At 38.1% G+C, this 20,588-nt stretch carries 20 protein-coding genes and 1 riboswitch; of the genes, 19 read left to right on the top strand and 1 reads right to left on the bottom strand.

Annotated elements, in window-relative coordinates:
- Positions 1 to 69 precede the first annotated feature (69 nt).
- A riboswitch (TPP riboswitch) is annotated at positions 70 to 176 on the top strand.
- 238 nt (positions 177 to 414) lie between these two features.
- From thiS to NQ560_RS10060, 5 genes are all read left to right on the top strand, one after another.
- Positions 415 to 618 (top strand): sulfur carrier protein ThiS, encoded by a 204-nt coding sequence (gene thiS, locus NQ560_RS10080; protein ID WP_005333953.1) that lies wholly within the window; start codon positions 415 to 417, stop codon positions 616 to 618.
- 65 nt (positions 619 to 683) lie between these two features.
- Complete coding sequence (locus tag NQ560_RS10075; RefSeq protein WP_040015665.1) at positions 684 to 1,469, top strand: thiazole synthase; 786 nt, start codon at positions 684 to 686, stop codon at positions 1,467 to 1,469.
- A gap of 72 nt (positions 1,470 to 1,541) precedes the next feature.
- Complete coding sequence (gene thiH / locus NQ560_RS10070) at positions 1,542 to 2,783, top strand: 2-iminoacetate synthase ThiH (protein WP_005333949.1); 1,242 nt, start codon at positions 1,542 to 1,544, stop codon at positions 2,781 to 2,783.
- A 64-nt stretch (positions 2,784 to 2,847) separates the two neighbouring features.
- The gene (locus tag NQ560_RS10065; protein WP_005333947.1) at positions 2,848 to 3,468 is read left to right on the top strand and encodes a methylated-DNA--[protein]-cysteine S-methyltransferase; all 621 of its coding nucleotides are present in this window, start codon (positions 2,848 to 2,850) and stop codon (positions 3,466 to 3,468) included.
- A gap of 28 nt (positions 3,469 to 3,496) precedes the next feature.
- The gene (locus NQ560_RS10060; RefSeq protein ID WP_227087271.1) at positions 3,497 to 3,634 is read left to right on the top strand and encodes a response regulator; all 138 of its coding nucleotides are present in this window, start codon (positions 3,497 to 3,499) and stop codon (positions 3,632 to 3,634) included.
- A gap of 92 nt (positions 3,635 to 3,726) precedes the next feature.
- Here the strand turns inward: NQ560_RS10060 and NQ560_RS10055 are convergent, their stop codons facing one another.
- Positions 3,727 to 4,446: a 4Fe-4S binding protein gene (locus NQ560_RS10055; RefSeq protein ID WP_005333938.1), complete on the bottom strand. Its 720-nt coding sequence runs from the start codon at positions 4,444 to 4,446 to the stop codon at positions 3,727 to 3,729.
- Positions 4,447 to 4,538: 92 nt separating this feature from the next.
- Here NQ560_RS10055 and NQ560_RS10050 point away from each other — a divergent pair, with 92 nt between their 5' ends.
- The 14 genes from NQ560_RS10050 to NQ560_RS09985 all read left to right on the top strand — a co-directional run bounded on the left by NQ560_RS10050 (position 4,539) and on the right by NQ560_RS09985 (position 20,588).
- Positions 4,539 to 5,210 (top strand): Crp/Fnr family transcriptional regulator, encoded by a 672-nt coding sequence (locus NQ560_RS10050; protein ID WP_005333936.1) that lies wholly within the window; start codon positions 4,539 to 4,541, stop codon positions 5,208 to 5,210.
- Between the two features lie 95 nt (positions 5,211 to 5,305).
- Positions 5,306 to 5,800, top strand: coding sequence for an HD domain-containing protein (locus NQ560_RS10045; protein WP_005333934.1), 495 nt, complete (start codon positions 5,306 to 5,308; stop codon positions 5,798 to 5,800).
- A 404-nt stretch (positions 5,801 to 6,204) separates the two neighbouring features.
- Positions 6,205 to 7,836, top strand: coding sequence for a class I adenylate-forming enzyme family protein (locus tag NQ560_RS10040; protein ID WP_005333932.1), 1,632 nt, complete (start codon positions 6,205 to 6,207; stop codon positions 7,834 to 7,836).
- Positions 7,833 to 8,972, top strand: coding sequence for a 1-acyl-sn-glycerol-3-phosphate acyltransferase (locus tag NQ560_RS10035; protein ID WP_005333931.1), 1,140 nt, complete (start codon positions 7,833 to 7,835; stop codon positions 8,970 to 8,972). Before NQ560_RS10040 ends, NQ560_RS10035 begins: the two co-directional genes overlap by 4 nt.
- Positions 8,973 to 8,992: 20 nt before the next feature.
- Positions 8,993 to 10,753, top strand: a complete 1,761-nt coding sequence (locus NQ560_RS10030; RefSeq protein WP_040015552.1) for a class I adenylate-forming enzyme family protein — start codon at positions 8,993 to 8,995, stop codon at positions 10,751 to 10,753.
- 287 nt (positions 10,754 to 11,040) lie between these two features.
- Complete coding sequence (locus tag NQ560_RS10025; RefSeq protein WP_005333925.1) at positions 11,041 to 11,868, top strand: AAA family ATPase; 828 nt, start codon at positions 11,041 to 11,043, stop codon at positions 11,866 to 11,868.
- Positions 11,869 to 12,320: 452 nt separating this feature from the next.
- Positions 12,321 to 13,688: an MATE family efflux transporter gene (locus tag NQ560_RS10020; RefSeq protein ID WP_005333924.1), complete on the top strand. Its 1,368-nt coding sequence runs from the start codon at positions 12,321 to 12,323 to the stop codon at positions 13,686 to 13,688.
- Between the two features lie 16 nt (positions 13,689 to 13,704).
- On the top strand, positions 13,705 to 14,289 hold the full coding sequence (locus NQ560_RS10015; protein ID WP_005333922.1) for a cytidylate kinase-like family protein: 585 nt from the start codon (positions 13,705 to 13,707) through the stop codon (positions 14,287 to 14,289).
- 181 nt (positions 14,290 to 14,470) lie between these two features.
- Entirely contained in the window at positions 14,471 to 15,373 is a 903-nt protein-coding gene (locus tag NQ560_RS10010; protein ID WP_005333921.1) for a ketopantoate reductase family protein, read from the top strand.
- Positions 15,360 to 16,139, top strand: coding sequence for an alpha/beta fold hydrolase (locus NQ560_RS10005; RefSeq protein WP_005333919.1), 780 nt, complete (start codon positions 15,360 to 15,362; stop codon positions 16,137 to 16,139). The genes NQ560_RS10010 and NQ560_RS10005 overlap by 14 nt, the downstream gene beginning before the upstream one ends.
- Entirely contained in the window at positions 16,139 to 16,939 is an 801-nt protein-coding gene (locus NQ560_RS10000; RefSeq protein WP_005333917.1) for a class I SAM-dependent methyltransferase, read from the top strand. Before NQ560_RS10005 ends, NQ560_RS10000 begins: the two co-directional genes overlap by 1 nt.
- Before the next feature lie 26 nt (positions 16,940 to 16,965).
- Positions 16,966 to 17,913 carry an acyl-CoA thioester hydrolase/BAAT C-terminal domain-containing protein gene (locus NQ560_RS09995; RefSeq protein ID WP_040015551.1) on the top strand — a complete coding sequence of 316 codons (948 nt, stop codon included), beginning with the start codon at positions 16,966 to 16,968 and terminating at the stop codon, positions 17,911 to 17,913.
- Positions 17,914 to 18,011: 98 nt separating this feature from the next.
- On the top strand, positions 18,012 to 18,641 hold the full coding sequence (locus NQ560_RS09990) for a TetR/AcrR family transcriptional regulator (RefSeq protein WP_005333914.1): 630 nt from the start codon (positions 18,012 to 18,014) through the stop codon (positions 18,639 to 18,641).
- A 192-nt stretch (positions 18,642 to 18,833) separates the two neighbouring features.
- Positions 18,834 to 20,588: an ABC transporter ATP-binding protein gene (locus NQ560_RS09985; protein WP_005333912.1), complete on the top strand. Its 1,755-nt coding sequence runs from the start codon at positions 18,834 to 18,836 to the stop codon at positions 20,586 to 20,588.

Raw genomic sequence — 20,588 nt, 5'->3', positions numbered from 1 at the left:
GTGAAGAAAGCAACGAAGAAATTACCGAGTGCTCTTGACACAAAATAAAAATCGATTTATACTAGGCATTGTAAATAAAAGGGGAGCTTGTGATAGCAGGCTGAGAGGAAGTCTTCAACTTCGACCCAGAACCTGATTTGGATAATGCCAACGTAGGAACGTATAAGATAATGTTACGGGAGATACATTGGTGTATCTCCTTTATTATGCATAGGAAACCACGTCTTTTCTTCTAAGCCAGGTGCGAATCATAGAATATAGGAAATTTTGAGAGTGAACAGAGTTCATGAAGGGGTGCACCACCGCGGGTGTATTTCTTTGTGAACTCTGTTTTATATAATAGGAAATTACATTTCCTTTTATATAAAAAGCCTCCGGCAGGATGCGCACTCGCATTTCCGGAAAGGAGCAGCCATGATTACAGTCAATGGAGAGAACAGAACATTGGAAAAACCAGTGTCAGTAACGGAATACTTGAAAGCATGTAATTATATTCCGGTGCAGGTAGTAGTAGAATTGAATGAGGAGATCATCAAAAGAGAAAATTACGATACAACTGTACTGAAAGATGGAGATGTTGTAGAGATTCTGCATTTTATGGGCGGCGGAAGCTTCTAAGCTTCACGATATGCGAATAGCAGGTATTATAATTTATGAGTAAACAAAGAAAGGTGGATAAAAAAATGACAACAACAAACACAAATGAAGACAAATTAATCCTGGGAGGACATGAATTTACTTCCCGTTTTATTATGGGATCTGGAAAATTTTCATTGGAGCTTATGAAAGCATGTATTGAAAAAGCAGGAGCACAGATCGTAACACTTGCTTTGCGCCGTGCTAATGAAGGCGGACTTGCTAATATTCTGGATTATGTGCCGAAGGACGTAACACTTCTTCCGAATACATCCGGTGCCAGAAATGCGCAGGAAGCAGTCCGTATTGCAAGACTTTCCAGAGAGCTGGGTTGTGGAGATTTTGTAAAGCTTGAAGTTATTCACGATTCGAAATACCTTCTTCCGGATAATTACGAGACAATCAAGGCAACAGAGATCCTTGCAAAAGAAGGGTTTGTTGTTATGCCATACATGTATCCGGATTTGAATGCAGCCAGAGATCTGGTAAATGCAGGGGCAGCCTGTGTGATGCCTCTTGGTTCTCCAATCGGTTCAAATAAGGGAATCTGTACAAAAGAGTTTATCCAGATTCTTATTGATGAGATTGATCTTCCAATTATCGTTGATGCAGGAATCGGTCGTCCGTCACAGGCATGTGAAGCTATGGAAATGGGTGCGTCAGCAGTGATGGCCAATACTGCTATTGCGACAGCAGGAGATGTCCAGGTTATGGCTGAAGCGTTTAAAAAGGCAATTGAGGCAGGAAGAAGTGCTTATCTTTCCGGATTAGGAAGAATACTGGATAAAGGAGCAAGTGCGTCTTCACCATTAACAGGATTTTTGCATGAGTAAATTGCACTGATAACAGAATACAAGTATAAAGATATACAAGAAAAGATATACGAGAGGATCAATGTAACAGCGATGGTAGAAACAATGCAGACCAGTAAAAAAGATGGTCATTTTAATGAAAGTATTGTAAATGAAGAAATACTGGAAGATATGAAAAAGAATCGTATCGATCATATGAAGTATCTTCCGGATATGGAGCAGTTGGAAGAATCTGATGTGATGGACCAGGTTATTTCTGCAATGAAAGCATATGATTATGATAAATATACAGAAGCAGATGTAAGAAGAGCACTGGCGCATGATAACCGGACACCAGAGGATTTTCAGGCACTGCTTTCGCCGGCAGCACTTCCGCTTTTAGAGGAGATTGCGCAGCAAGCACAGATTGAAACAAGAAAGCATTTTGGAAACAGTGTGTATATGTTTACGCCAATTTATATTGCAAACTACTGTGAAAATTACTGTATTTACTGTGGATTCAACTGTCATAATAAGATTCGCCGTGCACAGCTTAATGAAGAAGAGATTGAAAAAGAGATGGCTGCTATTGCCAAGACCGGACTTCAGGAAATATTGATTCTTACAGGTGAGAGTAAGACAAAATCTAATGTGGAGTATATTGGAAAGGCATGCGAGATTGCACGAAAATATTTTAAAGTGGTAGGTCTTGAAGTATATCCGATGAATTCGGATGAGTATGCATACCTTCATAAATGCGGAGCAGATTATGTGACAGTCTTCCAGGAGACTTACAATTCAGATAAGTATGAAACATTACATTTAGCAGGACATAAAAGGATTTTTCCATATAGATTGAACACACAAGAACGTGCACTTAAGGGTGGCATGCGAGGTGTTGGTTTTGCGGCACTTCTTGGACTGGATGATTTCCGCAAAGATGCTTTTGCGACAGGTTATCATGCATATTTGCTTCAAAGAAAATATCCGCATGCAGAGATTGCATTTTCTTGTCCAAGATTGTGTCCGATCATCAATAATGATCGCATTAACCCGATGGATGTTCATGAGCCGCAGTTACTTCAGGTAGTCTGTGCATATCGTCTGTTCATGCCATTTGCAAGTATTACGGTGTCTACAAGAGAATGTGCCCGTGTTCGTGATAATCTGGTAAACATTGCAGCGACCAAGATATCCGCAGGAGTCAGCACAGGAATTGGAAGTCATGTGGAAGATATCGAAGATAAAGGTGACGACCAGTTTGAGATTTCAGACGGAAGAACGGTGGATGAAGTATTCGATGCGCTGAAAAAGAATGGTTTACAGCCAGTTATGAATGATTATATATATTTGTAGATGTGAAATGTCAGATTACAAATAAATAATTTTTTTATGATTGTAGGGAACGGAGGTTTTTAGTATGAGAACGCGAGAAGAAGTTTTGCAGTATGCGCTATCTTTCCCGAATGTGTATGAAGAAAGACCATTTCGCGATCAGGGCTGGCAGCTGGTAAGAGTAAAAGGAAGTAAGAAAACATTTTTATGGATTTATGAAAGAAATGGATATGTTAATTTAAATGTTAAAGTTGATCCGCAGTGGAGAGATTTCTGGCGCAGTACTTATGCCTCTGTTATTGCAGGGTATCATCAGAATAAAGAACATTGGAATACCATCATTTTAGATGGTTCTATTCCTGAAAATGAGATTCAAAGAATGATTTCCGAGAGCTATGATCTGATTACGGACAGCCCGACAAAAAGAATCTATGAGGCAGTGAAAAAGATTCCCAAAGGTCATGTTGCGACTTATGGTAAAGTTGCAGAGCTGGCAGGAGATGCAAAGATGGCAAGAGCAGTTGGAAATGCGCTTCATAAGAATCCGGATCCGGAACATATTCCTTGCTTTCGTGTGGTCAATGCGAAAGGAGAATTAGCCGGTGCATTTGCCTTTGGAGGAGAAAGTGTGCAGGCACAATTGCTGGAAGCAGACGGGATTGAGGTAATCGATGGAAAAGTAGATTTAAAAAAATATGGGATATAACAAAAAATAAAAAGTAAAAGAACCCAACGTGCCGTTTAAGATGTGGAATGCGTTCGCAGAGGACACACAAAAGGCTCTTTCTGTTGGAATGAATGGTCATGTAGCAAAGCCGATCCAGGTTGATAAGCTGCTGTCGACATTAGTAGAAATTATGATGAAACAATAACTAAATACATAAGAAAAGAAACCGTGTGAAATTACAGTTATGTTTCACACGGCTTTTTAGAATATACAGTTAACTAAAACTAATAATCCTTTTTATTCCATAATGTTTCCATCAATACTTATCGTTACAACCTGCCAGGGAATAAATTTTCCGCTGTTTTGAAGAGCCTTTTTGGCAGCCATTTCCAGACCGCCGCAGCATGGAACTTCCATTCTCACGATGGTTACACTTTGAATGTTGTTATTTTGAATGATTGCAGTCAGTTTCTCGCTATAATCCACCTGATCTAATTTCGGACAGCCAATTAATGTTACCTTATTCCGAATAAAATCCTGATGAAAGCTTGCGTAAGCATAAGCAGTACAATCGGCTGCAATTAAAAGCTTTGCATTGTTAAAATAAGGTGCACTGACTGGAGCCAGTTTAATCTGTACCGGCCAGTTCTGAAGTTTTGATACTGAATCTGCAGCTGAAGATGGTTCTTCAGACTTTGGTGTTTCTGTTCGTCGGATCTGCATGATTTTAGATCCCGGACAGCCGGTGTGAGGAGGCATTGCCTGTTTTTGAACGGCGATTTTTTTCTGTGCTTCTTTCACAGCTTCTTCATCATATGCAGGTGCTTCTCTTTCTTCAAATGAAATGGCACCGGTAGGACATTCCGGGAGACAATCACCAAGTCCGTCACAGAAATGTTCTCTTACCAATTCTGCTTTTCCGTTAATGATGTCAATGGCACCTTCGTGACAGGCAGTTGCACAGGCACCACATCCATTACATTTTTCTTTATCGATTCGAATAATCTTTCTTATCATTTTTACCCTCCATCAATAACATTTAACTTTTGTTTCTATCAGAATTATAGTATGATAAATACAACTTGTATGTTTGATTTCCAACAGGAGGAATGATTTTGGAAAAATATTTACCGATTCTAAAAAACAGTTCATTTTTTAAAGGTCTTACGGATGACGAGATATTATCTATCTTGCATTGTGTAGAGGCAACAGCAGTTTCAAAAGAGAGAGATTCTTATATTTTCAGAGCAGCAGATTCTACAGAAGTAATGGGACTCGTGGTGTCAGGCTGTGTTCTTGTGATTCAGGAAGACTTATGGGGACATCGGAATATTTTATCAAAATGCCATGCCGGCGATTTTTTTGGAGAACCGTATGCAGCAAGCCCGGGGGCTGTTCTGAATATCAGTGTGGTAGCAGATGAGGATTGTGAGATTATTTTCCTAAATATCCAGAGGCTGCTGGTCACTTGTCCAACTGCATGCGAGCATCATCAGAAGCTGATCCGCAACCTGGTCAGTGTCCTGGCAAATAAGATACTGCTCCTGAACGATAAGATCACACATGTTTGCAAGCGAACGACAAGGGATAAACTATTATCATATCTGTCTGCAGAGTCCATCAGACATTCGTCTTTGTCCTTTGATATTCCTTTTGACCGGCAGCAACTGGCGGATTATCTTTGTATTGATAGAGCAGCAATGTCTACAGAGATATCAAAGTTACAAAAAGAAGGTTTTATAAAAACAAATCGAAATCATTTTGAATTGACTGTTTTTTAAAGATGCAGATTCAAGAATGAAAATGTAATATACATTATGGAAAACATAGAATTAATTTGAGAGATGTTAAAATGTGCAAGAGGAGGAAAATTTAGATGATAAATAAATTACATTTGGCAATGATTGAATTATATAAAGGAGATGCAAAGAGAATTCAACATTTCTGTAAAGTGCATAGCTATGCAAAATTGATAGCAGAAACGGAGAATGTAGATGAGAAATGTTTATTTACCATTGAAGCAGCTGCTTTGACACATGATATTGGAATTCATTTCTGTGAAGAAAAATATGGAAATTGCAATGGAAAATTACAAGAAAAAGAAGGCCCGGCAATCGCAGAAAAGCTACTCGGAGAATTAGGATTTGATCAAGATGTATCTAATCGGGTTCAGTATCTGATCGCACATCATCATACTTATGATAACATTAATGAAATTGATTATCAAATATTAGTAGAAGCTGATTTCCTGGTTAATATTATGGAGGATGGTTTATCGAAGGAAGCAGCTATAAAAGCCTATCATAGTATTTTCAAAACAACATGTGGAAAAATGATTTGCAGGGAGATGTTTGATATTGGCGTCAGATAGCACACCAGAGAGAAAAATTAAATCCTGAGAAAATACTAAATATTCTCTATTGTAAGGAAATCAAACTTTTGATAGAATAAATGTGTTAAAGTGTCTATTATCAGGAAGGAGCTACATAGGTGATGGTTATAAATTACAATGTCCAAGTAAGTCTGAACTGTGTACTTTTTCCTCAAAAAGAATATAGAAAATGCAGAGATTGAAGCCATTTTCAGCCACAAAATATGTAGCTAAGAATGGCTTTTTGTAGTATCGGAATATTCATGAGAACAGATGCGTATACAAAAAGATACTTGACAGATAGATGAGGAGAAAAAGGATAATGAGAGCATGAGCTGACGGGATTTCCGTCTATTGATAAGCCGTGGCTGAAATATTACAGTGAGGAAGCAATTCAGGCAGAGTTGCCGGAGTGTACAGTTTTACAATATATAAAAAATAAGAATACGAATAATCTGAATGGCATAGCATTAAATTACTTTGGAAATAAAATAACATATCGAGAGTTCTTTGAAAATATTGATAAAGTGGCGAAAGCTTTTTATGCAATAGGAATAAGAAAAGGAGATATTGTCACGATTGCTTCCTTGCATACTCCGGAAACGATTTATATAATTTATGGTTTAAATAAGATTGGCGCAGTTGCTAATATGGTATATCTTACATTATCTGCAAATGAAATAATTGAGAATATAAAAAGCACAGATTCCAAGGCATTTATTTATTTTGCAATGATTCAGGAAAAGGGAAGAATAATTGAAAAAAAGTTTCCCGATATTAAAACAATTATACTGGATGTATCAGACAGTATGCCATGGTATTTGAAATACCCATATAGATTAAAGAATAAAAAGGATATTTTGGGGAAAACATACCGTTTTAAGAATTTCTTGTCTTTGGGAGAAGGTGTCGTTGCAAAAGAAATGTTATACACTAAAAATGCTCCGGCTGTCATTGTATATACAAGTGGAACAACTGGAATTCCTAAAGGTGTGGTGTTAAGCAATGACAATTTAAATGCAGTTGCAGAGCAGTATTCGTATACAACATTTGATTTCAGAATGAATGATATATTTATGGATATGATACCGCCATTTTTGGGGTTTGGAATTAGTATTGGAATTCACTTGCCATTAGCTCTGGGAATGGAATCAGCCCTTTGGATTGATATTGAACCCAATAAAGTAGTTCAGGCGTTTAATAGAATAAAGCCTCGACATTTCGTGTCTGGTCCGGTAATTGTAAAGGCGATGTTGGAGAATAATATCAAGGATATGAAATTCCTTTCAACATTTGCGGGCGGCGGGGAATCGCTCTCTATAGAGCAAGAAAAGAAAGTCAATTCATTTTTACACGATAAAGGATATGGTGGGAACTATGTGACGGGATATGGAATGACTGAGTGCTGTGCTACGGTCTGTACAGGAATGCCGGGGATCTATAAAGAGGGAACTTTAGGCATTCCATTGCCAAAAGTAAATGTAAAAATTGTAAACCCTAAAGATGGACAAGAGCAGAAATACGATGAAGTGGGAGAAGTTTGTTTCCACGCACCGAATATTATGTCTGGATATTTTAAGAATCCAAAAGAAACAGACAATATTATAAAAACACATGCAGATAACAAGAAATGGATACACACAGGTGACCTGGGCAGCGTAGATCAAGAAGGCTTTTTGACCTTTCATGGAAGAATTAAGAAAATTTATCTGACCAAAGGAAGTGATAACAATGTATATAAGTTATTCCCAATGCAAATCGAAAATGAATTGATAAAAAATGAAGAGGTACTTGAATGTGGAACGATAGTTGTGCCAGATCAAGAAAAAATTCATGTTGCAATTGCATTTGTTCGGGTGAAAGTTGGTTTAGAAAAGGAAGCTGTAAGAGGAAAAATCTTGGAATTTGCGAGGGCTCATTTGCCAGAGCATGCCATTCCTAAAAAGATTATGCTGATTGAAAAAATGCCTTACACACAAAGCAATAAGATTGATTATAAAAAACTTGAAGAAAAATATCAGAAAGAAAACAGATGAAACATTATAAAAATTTATTTATCAACCAACTGAATACAAAAGATGTAGACCATTTTACCACTGACACTGGTCTTTTCCTGAGACGAAAGACAAACGGAGCTTTTCGTAAACTATGCAATATTTTTACAAATGCAACGATTATAAGGGAAGATACACCGGATTACGCCAGTGATGAAGAGTATTACGGAAATCTGAAACCAGACAGAATACCTTTATCGTATTACCCACTGTCAACGAAAAAGAATGCCAACAATATTGTTGTCGAGCGATATCCCAAGCTGGATAAAGAGGAAAGCTATATTTTCGTAGGAAGTCATGTCTGCCCGGAAGACATTGAAACTATGTTGAATGTTATTGACAGAAATGCATATCTGATATTAGGCTCGGTAGAAACTTTAAGATACAATCCTGAGGCGTACTTGTCCTGGTTAAATGGCATGATTGTATTTGACATTCTTAATCCAGAGGAAAGAAGTGCGCTTCCGGCAAAAATGGAGAGGGTATTACAGAAACAAAGCATTCTGATATTCCCAGAGGGTTCGCACAATTATGATTTAAACAGATTGATTAAACCACTCTATGACGGTCCGGTGAATCTGGCATTAAAGACCGGAAAAAAGATTGTTCCGGTTGCCCTGGTAAAAGATTATGAGAATAACGTGGCATATCTGGATGTCGGGAATCCGATAGATGTAAGAAATCTTGATTTGAACATACAGGATTATTATCCGGGAAAAGAAGAGAGTGAAAAATATCGGATAAAATCCATGAGCAGCTATGTACGGGATCATATGGCAACAGCAGTTTACCATATGATGGAACGTCATCTTGTCCCGATGAAAAGAAATGAATATGGAGATATGGGACACTATTTTGTGGATTTTTATGTGATGGATACATATCGTAAGCTGAATTGGAAACACGATGTATTTGAAGCAGAATATCTGACCAAGAAAACGGACGAAGAGCGGGAATATGAAGCAGTCGTAAGAACACTGAGTGGTTTACGACTAAAGAAAAATGTCCTGAAGGAAACCAACTTGAACAGCAGGGAATATATCCAGAAGGAATTGGATTTCGACAAGAAAAATGTAGCAGAGAATTTGAGACGATATTTTTATGAAAAAGTAGTTTGACAAAGGAGAATGAGAGAAATATGATTTCGCAGACAGACAGACAGACAGACAGACAGACAGACAGACAGACAGAGCATGAGCTGACGGGGTATCCGTCTATCGATAAACCGTGGCTGAAATATTATGGAGAAGAGGTTCTGCATCGTCTATTGCCGGAAGGTTCGATGTATGATTATCTGACTTCCTGCAATGCAGACCGGATGGATGAGGCTGCTTTAAATTACTTTGGAAAAAAGGTTACGCACCGGCAAATGCAGGAGAAGATTGATGCATGTGCGAGAGCATTACTAGCGTATGGAGTTCGCGCTGGTGATGCAGTAAGTCTTTGTGCTCTGGCAATGCTAGAGGCTGTGTATCTGCTTTATGCAATCAATAAAATCGGAGCAATCGCTAATATGCTTGTGATGAATGCAACGGAAGCGGAGATTCATGAGAAGTTAGCCGTAACGAAGAGTAAAGTTGTGATTACGGTTGATCTGGCATTGGAAAAGATTGTACAGGCATCAAAGGAAACATCTGTAAAACACATCATAGGTGTTTCACTGGCAGAATCTATGCCATGTGTAATCGGTACGCTTTATAAGTGGAAATCAAAAGTAAAGAAGGAAAATTGCATTTTATTTTCAGAATTTCTAAAGGCAGGTCAAGGAAAGAAGATAGATTGTCAGGAAATAAAAGGAGATGCACCTGCAGTGATTGCATATACAGGAGGGACAACCGGCAAGGCAAAAGGTGTACTGTTGTCAAACCGTGCAGCGAATGCGATAGCATTTCAATACAAATATGCAGATAAAGTGCTGGACTTTCAAAATGGAGAACGTTTTTTAGATATCATTCCGCCTTTCTTAGCCTATGGTTTATTTTTTGGGGTACATATGGCACTATGTACATGTCTTGAGGATGTTCTTTGCCCAGATCCGGCACCAGAACGATTGCCGAAACTTTTTACAAAATATAGACCAAATCATCTAAGCGGAGGTCCATTGCATATGGAGGCAATGACAAAAGATAGAAAGATACAAAAAATGAATCTTTCTTTTGCCAAGACGGTTGCTTACGGTGGTGACGGGATGAATCAAGAATGGGAAGATGAGATGTCAAAGTTCTTGAAAAGTCATCAGGCTTCGTATGGACTGATGAAAGGTTATGGAATGACGGAAATGGCAGGACCTGTATGTACAAGCAATCATAAATTCCCTGTCATGCTTCCATTTTTCTGTAACAATATTAAGATATTAGACATTGATACGGGCGAGGAACTTGGATATGATCAGGAAGGTGAGATCTGTGTCAGCGGTCCGAGTATGATGATGGAATACTATAAGAATCCGGAAGCTACAAGAGAAATCATTTTCGAAGAGAACGGAACAAGATGGCTTCGAACCGGAGATTTGGGACATGTGACAAAAGAAGGATATTTCCGACTGACCGGAAGACTGAAGAGAATCTTGTGGTCGATCGGAGCAGATAAGACACCGTCAAGAGTTTATCCGATGGAGATTGAAAATGTATTGAGCAGGCATTCTGCTGTGGATAAATGTGCGGTAGTAGGAAGAATCAATGGTGAAAAAGGTTATCTTGTGATTGCCTATGTGACATTGAAATCCAAAGATACCGGAGACAATGTGGAAAAAGAATTAAGACAGCTCTGTAGACAGGAGCTGAAAGAAAACTCCTGGCCTTTTGAATATCACTTTGTAGAGAAACTGCCGACAACAGGAGCAGGAAAGATTGACTTCCGGACACTGGAGAAGTGGGCGAAAAACTCAGATTCTTTTTAATTTAATATAGCAAGAATTTTCTTGATATAAAGTAGTCTTTCATTTACTTATGAAATAGTTTAGAATAGTTAGTAGAAGTGCCTTAAGAGAAAGTTCAACAGATAATTTACCGAAAAGAGCGACATTCTGAATGGTTATATTGTGCCGGAATATGAAGTGGATGGAGAAGAATTGACAAATAGATTGATTGGTTATATGAAAAAGAAGAATATCAAGTTTGAAAGTATGAAGCTGTTTCTACCGTATTATCTGGAGCTCTTTTATCGGGAAAGGGATAAAGAAAAGTTATGATATATTTAAGTAGTTTTAAGTTAAGTGAAAGAAAAGTAAACAATCCTAACATTTATCCCTACAATGTATTCCGGGATAAGTATATTGAACCATTTGTTTTTATACCTATCACTGTTTTTTATGGGAATAATGGCTCAGGTAAATCAACACTCTTAAATATTATAGCCAATTGCTTACAACTAAAAGGAAAAGAATACGCAACAAGTAATTCATTTGGAAGTGTCGATTACTGTGATTCGTTTTCCAGCGAATGCTTGTATACTTTTGGGGAAGATGACTATGGAAATACAATAAAAAAAATACCGGGAAACAGCCGGTATATTAAAAGTGAAGATATATTGTATGAGATTAAAAAGATACAACAAAAGCAGATATTATCAGATGGCATGGAGTATGATTATGTTAAGAGAGGCATGTCTTTACTTGAAGCAAAGACATTTTTAACATCCAAAGAAGGGAGAAAGCAGGAAGAATATATAAAATTTGCACAGGAAAAATATTCTAACGGAGAGACATCAATGCAATATTTTGAGGAATATTTACAACCGGATGCATTATATTTATTAGATGAACCAGAAGTATCGCTTTCACCTGCGAATCAGGTTATGCTAGCAGAGGAAATTAATAAAATGGCAAGGTTGTTAGGATGCCAGTTTATTATTGCAACGCATTCGCCATTTATGCTTGGAACATTAAATGCCCAAATATACAATCTTGATACGGAAGAGTATGATATTGCAAAATGGAGTGATTTGGATAATGTGCGATACTTTTATAATTTCTTCAAAAAACATGAGGATGAATTTAAAGAAAATCATCTATAAAAAGAATATTCGTATGGGCAGATACCACTTGGTAGAACAACCACTTCAAGTTTGACGGACTAATGATATACAAAAAACAATATTAGAGTAGGTAACAAGCAGGTGGTCATATAATAGACTGTCTGCCTTTTTGTATTTATATGATATGAAAATGCTAAAATGGCTATAAGATATTTAGGTATTTATTAACCGAAATATCTTTTGGGGGAAATACTGAAAACTGTTTGATGTGTCAATGCAAGAAAAATTTTGTTTGACTTTTTGAAAAAGAGGCAATATAATTACAAGAAACGAGTAGCAAGTAAGCGTAAATCCAGTTTACCGGCTACTCGTTTTTGTTTTGCAAAAAGTAAATATCGCCATGAAAAAGTGTGTAGCGTGTAAGCGTAAGTCCAGCTTATATGACAGGGTACGCACTTTTTTTGTGTCAAAAAGAAAGGAGTTAAAACGAAATGGCGGAAAGCAACAAGATGAAGGAGATGCCGGTGAATAAGCTGATGGTCCAGATGGGAATCCCGATGATTTTATCCATGGCATTGCAGGCAGTCTATAACATAGTAGACAGTGCATTTGTGGGAAATATGAGAGAGGGAAGTGAAGCAGCATTAAATGCTTTGACACTGGTATTTCCGGTGCAGATGCTTATGGTGGCAGTGGGGATTGGAACCGGTGTAGGAACCAATGCACTTCTTGCAAGGACACTTGGACAGGGAAATAGTAAAAAAGCTGCAAAGGTAGCAGGAAACAGTCTGTTTCTGGGAGTGATTATTTATGTGGTCTGCTTATTGTTTGGTATCTTTGGGGTGAAAGCATATATTTCATCGCAGACAGTAGATGCAGAAGTATTGGAGATGGGAGTCAGCTATCTGAGGATATGCTGCGTAATCTCTTTTGGTATTATTTTCTTTTCTTTATTTGAAAAGTTATTACAGGCAACAGGACGTTCTCTTTATTCCACGATTGGACAGGTGGTTGGCGCAGTTGTAAATATCATCCTTGATCCGATCATGATCTACGGTATTGGCCCCTGCCCGGAAATGGGAGTGAAAGGAGCGGCTTATGCAACTGTAATTGGTCAGGTAGCATCCGCGGTATTACTGCTCATTTTTCATATCAAATTAAATAAGGAATTCGAGCATGGGGCGAAATACATGAAGCCGGATGGCGGAATTATCAAGGAGATCTATACAATCGGACTTCCGGCAATCATTGCACAGGCACTGATGTCCATTATGGTTTATGTCATGAATCTGATTCTGAAATTCAATCCGTCAGCACAGACAGCTTATGGATTATTTTATAAAGTTCAGCAGTTTGTACTGTTTCTTGCTTTCGGTCTGCGAGATGCGATCACTCCGATCATTGCATTTGCTTATGGAATGAGAAGCAAAAAGAGAATTCAGGATGGAATCAAATATGGTCTGATCTATACGGTTATATTAATGATTCTGGGAATTGTAATTACAGAGATTTTTCCAGGGGGATTTGCAACGCTGTTTAATGCAGGGCCGTCCAGAGAATATTTTATCGGAGCAATGAGGATAATCTCAGTAAGCTTCTTGTTTGCCGGAATCAATATTGCTTATCAAGGCATTTATCAGGCATTGAATGGTGGTGTGGAATCACTGGTTATTTCGCTTCTGAGACAGCTTATTATTATTCTGCCGCTGGCTGGAATTTTTTCCGTGTTTGCCAGAAATGGTCAGATGACAGTTTCGCTGATCTGGTGGGCATTTCCGATTACTGAAATTATTTCATGCTTTGTAGGATATGTGTTCTTGAAGAGAATCAGTAAAAATAAAGTTGATGTTTTGAATTAAGCAGGAGGGATCAGAGATGAAAAAAAGAATTATTACAATCAGCAGAGAATTTGGAAGTGGCGGACGTTTTATCGGAGAAGAAGCAGCGAAGAAACTTGGGATTGCTTATTATGATAAAAATATCATTAATGAGATTGCAGAGAAGTCTGGTTTATCTCCGGAATATGTCCAGGAAAGTGCAGAATTATCTCCGAAGAAAGGATTATTTGCATATGCATTTGCCGGACGTGATATCACAGGAAAATCCATAGAAGATATAGTGTATGAGACACAGAGAAAGGTTATTTTAGAACTGGCTGATAGGGAATCTTGTGTAATTATCGGAAGAAATGCAGATTATATCCTGAAGGATCGGGATGATGTATTGAACGTATTTATCCATGGGGATATGCCGGAAAAAACACAGCGTATTATGAACTTATATAATGTAGGAGAGAAGGAGGCTGTCAAAATGATGGCAGATACAGATAAAAGGCGTATGACAAATTATAATTTTTATACAGAGCAGAAATGGGGAAAAGCCAGCAACTATACGTTGAGTCTGAACAGCTCGCAGCTTGGATATAACAGATGTGAGAAGATTATTATGGAGTGTATTTGAGGAATATAATGACAAAATCTGGTTGATAAACCAAATAAAAGTGATATACTGAATGCATAAGGAAAGAAACCGTGTGGAATTACAGTTTTGTTTTCACACGGTTTTTTAGGAAATAGGAGTTAGACATAACTAATATGCACAATGGCAATTTATTGGATAATGTAAAAGAGGGCAGATTTCTATGAGAATATTGATTTATGGTGCAGGTGTGATTGGGTCCTTGTATGCGGCTTTATTCGCAGAAGCGGGTTATGATATAAGTATCTATGCCAGAGGTAAAAGACTTGAGTTTTTAAAGAAAAATGGATTGCTTTATAAGAAAAAACAGAACATAAAACGGGCAGAAACCACGATTCTTGGAGAAGTGCCAGATAATGATATTTATGATTTTGTCTTGCTGACTGTCCGGGAAAACCAGTTGTATGAAGCACTTACGGAATTGAAAAATAATAAAAGCAGTACGATTGTTACAATGGTAAATTCACTGGACGGTTATAAAAAATGGGAAGATATTGTTGGAACAGGAAGAATATTGCCGGCTTTTCCGGGAGCAGGCGGAAGTATAAATGATGATGGCATCCTTGATGCAGCACTCACTCCAAGAATGATTCAGCCGACAACATTTGCAGGAATATCAGGAAATAAATCCGAAAAGACAAAGCAGTTTTCAAAGATATTGAGGCATGCTCATATACCATATCAGAAAGTAGTGGATATGCATATGTGGCAATTATGTCATCTTGCCATGGTGGTGCCGATTGCAGATGCATATTACGAAGCAGAATGCCCGGAAAGAGCGGGAAAAGACTGGAAGATTATGAAGAAAACAGCAAAAAAATTGAAAAGAAATTTTAGCTTTTTGCGAAAACAGGCAGGTAGGCTGTCACCTTGTAAAATGAATATTTTTCGTTTTTTACCACTGCCAATTATGACGATTATGCTTGCTGTTACATTCGAAAGTAGCTTTGGAGATAAATTTATGTATCAACATGCCAGGAAGGCACCAGATGAAATGAGGAAGCTGCATAAGCAATTTTATGCTTATATGAAAAAACTAAAGGAGGCCAGATATGAAATTTTATGAAAGTGGAGACAGTAGTAAACCAGTGATATTTTTATTTCCTGGTACCTGTTGCCTGTATAGTAGCTTTGATCATATACTGGATAGATTACATTCTTATTTTTACACGGTAACAGTTTCTTATGATGGATTTGATCTAAATGAGAAAACAGAATTTTATTCAATGGAAGATGAATGCGAAAAGATTGAGCAGGAAATCAAGAAAAAGTATGATGGAAGAATTAAAGCAGCGTATGGGTGTTCCCTTGGTGGAAGTTTTGTATCCCTTTTGATTCAGCGAAAAAGAATTCATATAGATCATGGCATTATTGGGAGCAGTGATATGGACGAAGCAGGTCATCTTGTGGCAAAAATCAAGTCATCCATGGTAGTCCCTTTCATGTATAAAATGATACATACAGGTGCTCTTCCGAAATTTATGCAGAAAAAACTGAATAAGACAGATGAGGTTAAAAAAGAATTATATAATGGATTTTTGAATATGTTTGGAATCGGTAAAGGAGGAAATCCGTGGATTACAAAACAGAGTATTTATAATCAGTTCTATTCGGATCTGATTACGAAAGTCCAGCATGGAATTGATGTGCCGGGAACAACTATCCATGTGTTTTACGCTACAAAGATGGGTAAAAAATATGAAAAGAGATATTGGACTTATTTCAAAAATCCGGATATTCGGAGACACAACATGCAGCATGAAGAACTGTTTTGCTGTCATAGTGCAGAGTGGGTAAAAGAAGTAAAAAAATCAGTGGAAGGCGACAGATAATGAAAGAAAAAGTGAATGTGACAGGTGTGCCGGAAACGATGGTACAGACCCTGTATGCAAGAGCAAAAGAAACAAAAAAACAAAATGCAAAGATCAAAGATGAGATTGCAGTAGAACTTGTGGAAAAGCTGGACTATGACTTTTCTAAAGCAGATAAAGATAACGCTATGAACTATGGTGTGATTGCAAGAACAATTGTATTAGACCGGATGGTTGAGCAATATTTGAAGAAGCATGAAAATACAGTTGTCGTAAATATTGCATGCGGACTGGATACCAGATGTTATCGAATGAAAGGAAAATATCTGCGCTGGTATAATGTAGACCTTCCGGAAACAATGAAAATAAGGAGCCAGTTCCTTACCGAAACTGATCCGGTGTATCAGATTGCAAAGTCTGCAATGGATGATTCCTATGTAGATGATATCGATTACCACTGTGAGAATGTTCTGGTAATAATCGAAGGGCTTACAATGTATTTGTGTGAAAAAGATATCAGAAAGATGTTTTTTATTATTGAAAAATCATTTCAGGAAGTAACCGTAATGGTCGAAACCATGTCACCTTTTGTTGTAAACCATGTGAAAGAAAAATCCATAGAGGGAAGCAATGCAAAATTCACATGGGGAGTTAAGAACGGAACAGAACTGCAAAGAATTGTGCCGGGATTTTCTGTTCAGCAGGAAGTCAGCCTGGTCGAAGGAATGAAAGAACTTATGCCTGTATATCATGTGATAGGAAAGATTCCAATCGTTCGGAATATCTCAAACAAAATAATAGTTATGGAGAAACATGGCTGATATTATACGAGCAGGAGATGATACAGATGAAGAAAAGACATTTTGATGTGGAAACAGATGGATTTTATGGCGCATACTGGAAATGCAAAACAGAATCAGACTGTGCAATGATTGCCATGATCGGGGATGATCCAGAGGATTATCTGGCGCGCACATCTGTGAAATGGTTACATAAACTCGGTGTGAATGTGATGACGATGTCACCTGGAAAAAAAGATTATGGACATCATAATTATCCATTGGAACGTATAGAGAAAGCAATCAATTGGTTAAAAATGAATAGTAATCAGAAGATAGGAATTGTCGGGGCATCTACTACAGGAACACTTGCATTGACTGCTGCTTCTTATTTTAAAGATATCACATTAACAATTGGTCTGACACCGAGTGATTTTATCTGGCAGGGATTTATGCAGGGCAAAAAAGATGGTTGTAAGGAATGGCCGATTGATGGAGAATCTCTTTTTTCTTACAAAGGAGAACCCCTTCCGTATATGCCTTTTTGCTATAAACATCCAGATTACTGGCATGTGATTAAGAAAGAAACAAAACGGACCGGTGATATGATCAATTCAAGAAAACTATTTGATGATTCTGAAAAGGCTCACCAAATCACAGAAGACGAGATGATCAAGATTGAAAAAATCCATGGAACAGTATTGTTAATTGGTGCTGAAGATGATGTGTTGTGGGATACTGCAAAATATATCCGCCGTATGAAGCAGCGTATGAAAGAACATTCACACACATGCAGATTGGATTATGTCATTTATGAGCATGGAACCCATTTCGTTTTTCCAGAGAGTATACTAAAGACAATGCTCCCGGTTGGATCCGGACTCTTTGTGAAACTGGCATTTCAGGCAGCAAGAAAACATCCGAAAGAATGTCGCAGAGCACGACTGGATATTGACCAGCGGGTGAGAAATGCTGTTGCTGAATGGAAGAATAGAAAAGAAACAGAAAAAATCTAAGCAGCAGACTTGACAAATTCCTGTAATGAGTTAAAATATAACAGTGCTATATAACACTGTTATATTTGTGAAAAGAAAATTTTGAGGATACAAAAAGCATGTCGACGAAAGCAGAAGATACACAAAAAAATATATTAGATACAGCCAAAAAACATTTCCTGAAAGATGGTTTGACCGGAGCATCATTAAGAAACATTGTAAAAGATGCCGGACTTACTACTGGCGCATTTTACAAATATTATCCGACGAAAGAGGCACTTTTTGATGCACTGACGGATCCCTATATGGAACATATTTATCAGATTTATGACCAGATCGTTGAGGAGTTTGAAAAGCTTTCTGCCAGTGATCAGACAAGGAATATGTCGGATACATCCAGTGATGGGATGGAGCAGATGGTTGATTATATCTATGATCATTATGATAATTTCAGATTATTGTTGAAATGTGGAGACAGTGGAAAATTTGAATTATTCATACACAATATGGTGAAGCGGGAAATGAAGTCCAGCCTAAAATATATGGAAAAAATGAAGGAGGCTGGTGTAAAAATACCTGTTGTAGAGGAAAGCCTTATGCACATGATCTATACAGGATTTTTTTCATCAGTATTTCAGATCATTGAGCATGATATAGACAGGGAGACCGCAAAGAAAAATGTGCATCAGCTGAAAGAATTCAATACAGGTGGCTGGGAACGATTGTGGAATATTGAATTTCCAGTATAACTGATGCAGGAATTCTGAATAGGTTATGTGTGTTGCAGGTTCTGGATTTCTGAATAAAGTTCAGACAGGATAATAATATCAGGTGGTTGATGCCAGTAAACCACCTATTTTATTATATGCTGGTTAGCACGGGCTAACAGAAGGTAAAACAATAAAACGAAACAATAAAACGAACGTAAGGAGTGAACAGATGTGAAAGAAAAAAAGAAGTCGGCAGTCAGCTGGATCCTGACGTGGGCCGGACAAAAAAGAATTGCCTATGTGTGGAGTGTGTTACTTGCAATAGGAAATGTGATTTTTAAGATTTTGCCGTATTTTATTATTGCAGATGTAGTAAAGCTGTTTTTAAATGGTGAAAAGGAGTTTGAAATATATCTTGCAAAAGCGGTTCTGATTGCATTATCGTTTATCATTGCAGAACTGCTTCATTCACTTTCGACAGCATTGTCACATAAAGCAACGTTTGCAGTACTTGCAAATATAAGAAAATCCTGCTGTGACAAGCTGGCGCGGGTACCTCTTGGCTATGTGAAAGACACACCTTCCGGTACATTTAAAAATATCATGGTGGAAAGAATCGACAGTATCGAGACAACACTGGCGCATATTGTCCCGGAATTCACGTCCAATCTGCTAGCACCGATTGTGATTTTGATTTATTTCTTCCTGACAGACTGGAGACTGGCACTCTGGTCATTGGTGCCGGTTATAGTGGGATTTCTTTCCTATTTTGGAATGATGCTGGATTATAAACCAAGCTTCGAGAGAACGGTTCAGACAACAAAAGATCTGAATGATGCGGCAGTGGAATATATTGACGGAATCGAAGTGATCAAGGCATTTGGAAAGACTGAAAGTTCTTATGCCAAATTTACAAAGGCGGCTTTTGAATATGCGGATTCCTTTATTTCCTGGATGAAACGGTGCTCGATCTTTCATGCACTGATGATGGTGGTCACACCTTATACGCTTCTTACGGTATTGCCGTTTGGGGCACATTATGTAGCGAATGGAACACTTGCGGTTTCTGATTTTGTCATCTGCATTATTTTATCACTTGGAATCGTTGGACCGTTGATCACAGTGGGTTCCTATACAGATGATCTTGGCAAGATTGGGGTGATCGTTGGAGAAGTAGCAGGAATTCTGGAACAGCCGGAGCTTGAACGTCCGGAGAAAAGTGAAAGAGTTCCAAAAGATAATTCCGTTACTCTTGAAGATGTCAGATTTGGTTATCACGACAAAGAGATTTTGCATGGCGTAACTATGGAGTTGAAAGCAGGAACGGTAAATGCAATCGTAGGACCTTCCGGAAGCGGCAAGTCGACCATCGCAAAGCTGATTGCGTCCCTGTGGGATGTGGATTCCGGAAGCATCAAAATCGGTGGAGTTGATGTCAAAGAACTGGCATTTGCAGATTTTAATCGGAAAATTGCATATGTTGCACAGGACAATTATCTGTTTAATGAAACAGTCCGTGAAAATATCAGACAGGGAAATCCGGATGCTACAGATGAACAGATCATCGAGGTGACAAAGAAAAGTGGATGCTATGAATTTATCATGCAGTTGGAGAATGGATTTGATACGGTTGTAGGAGGTGCAGGAGGCCATCTGTCAGGTGGCGAGAGGCAGCGTATCTCCATTGCAAGAGCAATGTTAAAGGATGCTCCGATCGTGATCCTTGATGAGGCAACTGCCTACACAGATCCGGAAAATGAGGCAATTCTGCAGAATTCTATCGCAAAACTGGTAGCAGGGAAGACCCTGATCGTAATAGCACACAGACTTTCTACTGTTAAAGACAGTGACCAGATCTTTGTTGTAAATGATGGAAATGTAACAGCACATGGCACACATGAGGAACTTCTGGTGTCATGCCCGCTTTATAAGGAAATGTGGAATGCCCATATTTCTGTAAAAGATACGGTGAAGGAGGGAGAATGA

Origin of the sequence: Dorea formicigenerans, from assembly GCF_025150245.1 — a bacterium.
GTDB classification, from domain to species: domain Bacteria; phylum Bacillota; class Clostridia; order Lachnospirales; family Lachnospiraceae; genus Dorea; species Dorea formicigenerans.
The sequence above is the reverse complement of the archived record's forward strand: the minus strand, read 5'-3'. Positions and strand labels throughout refer to the sequence as shown.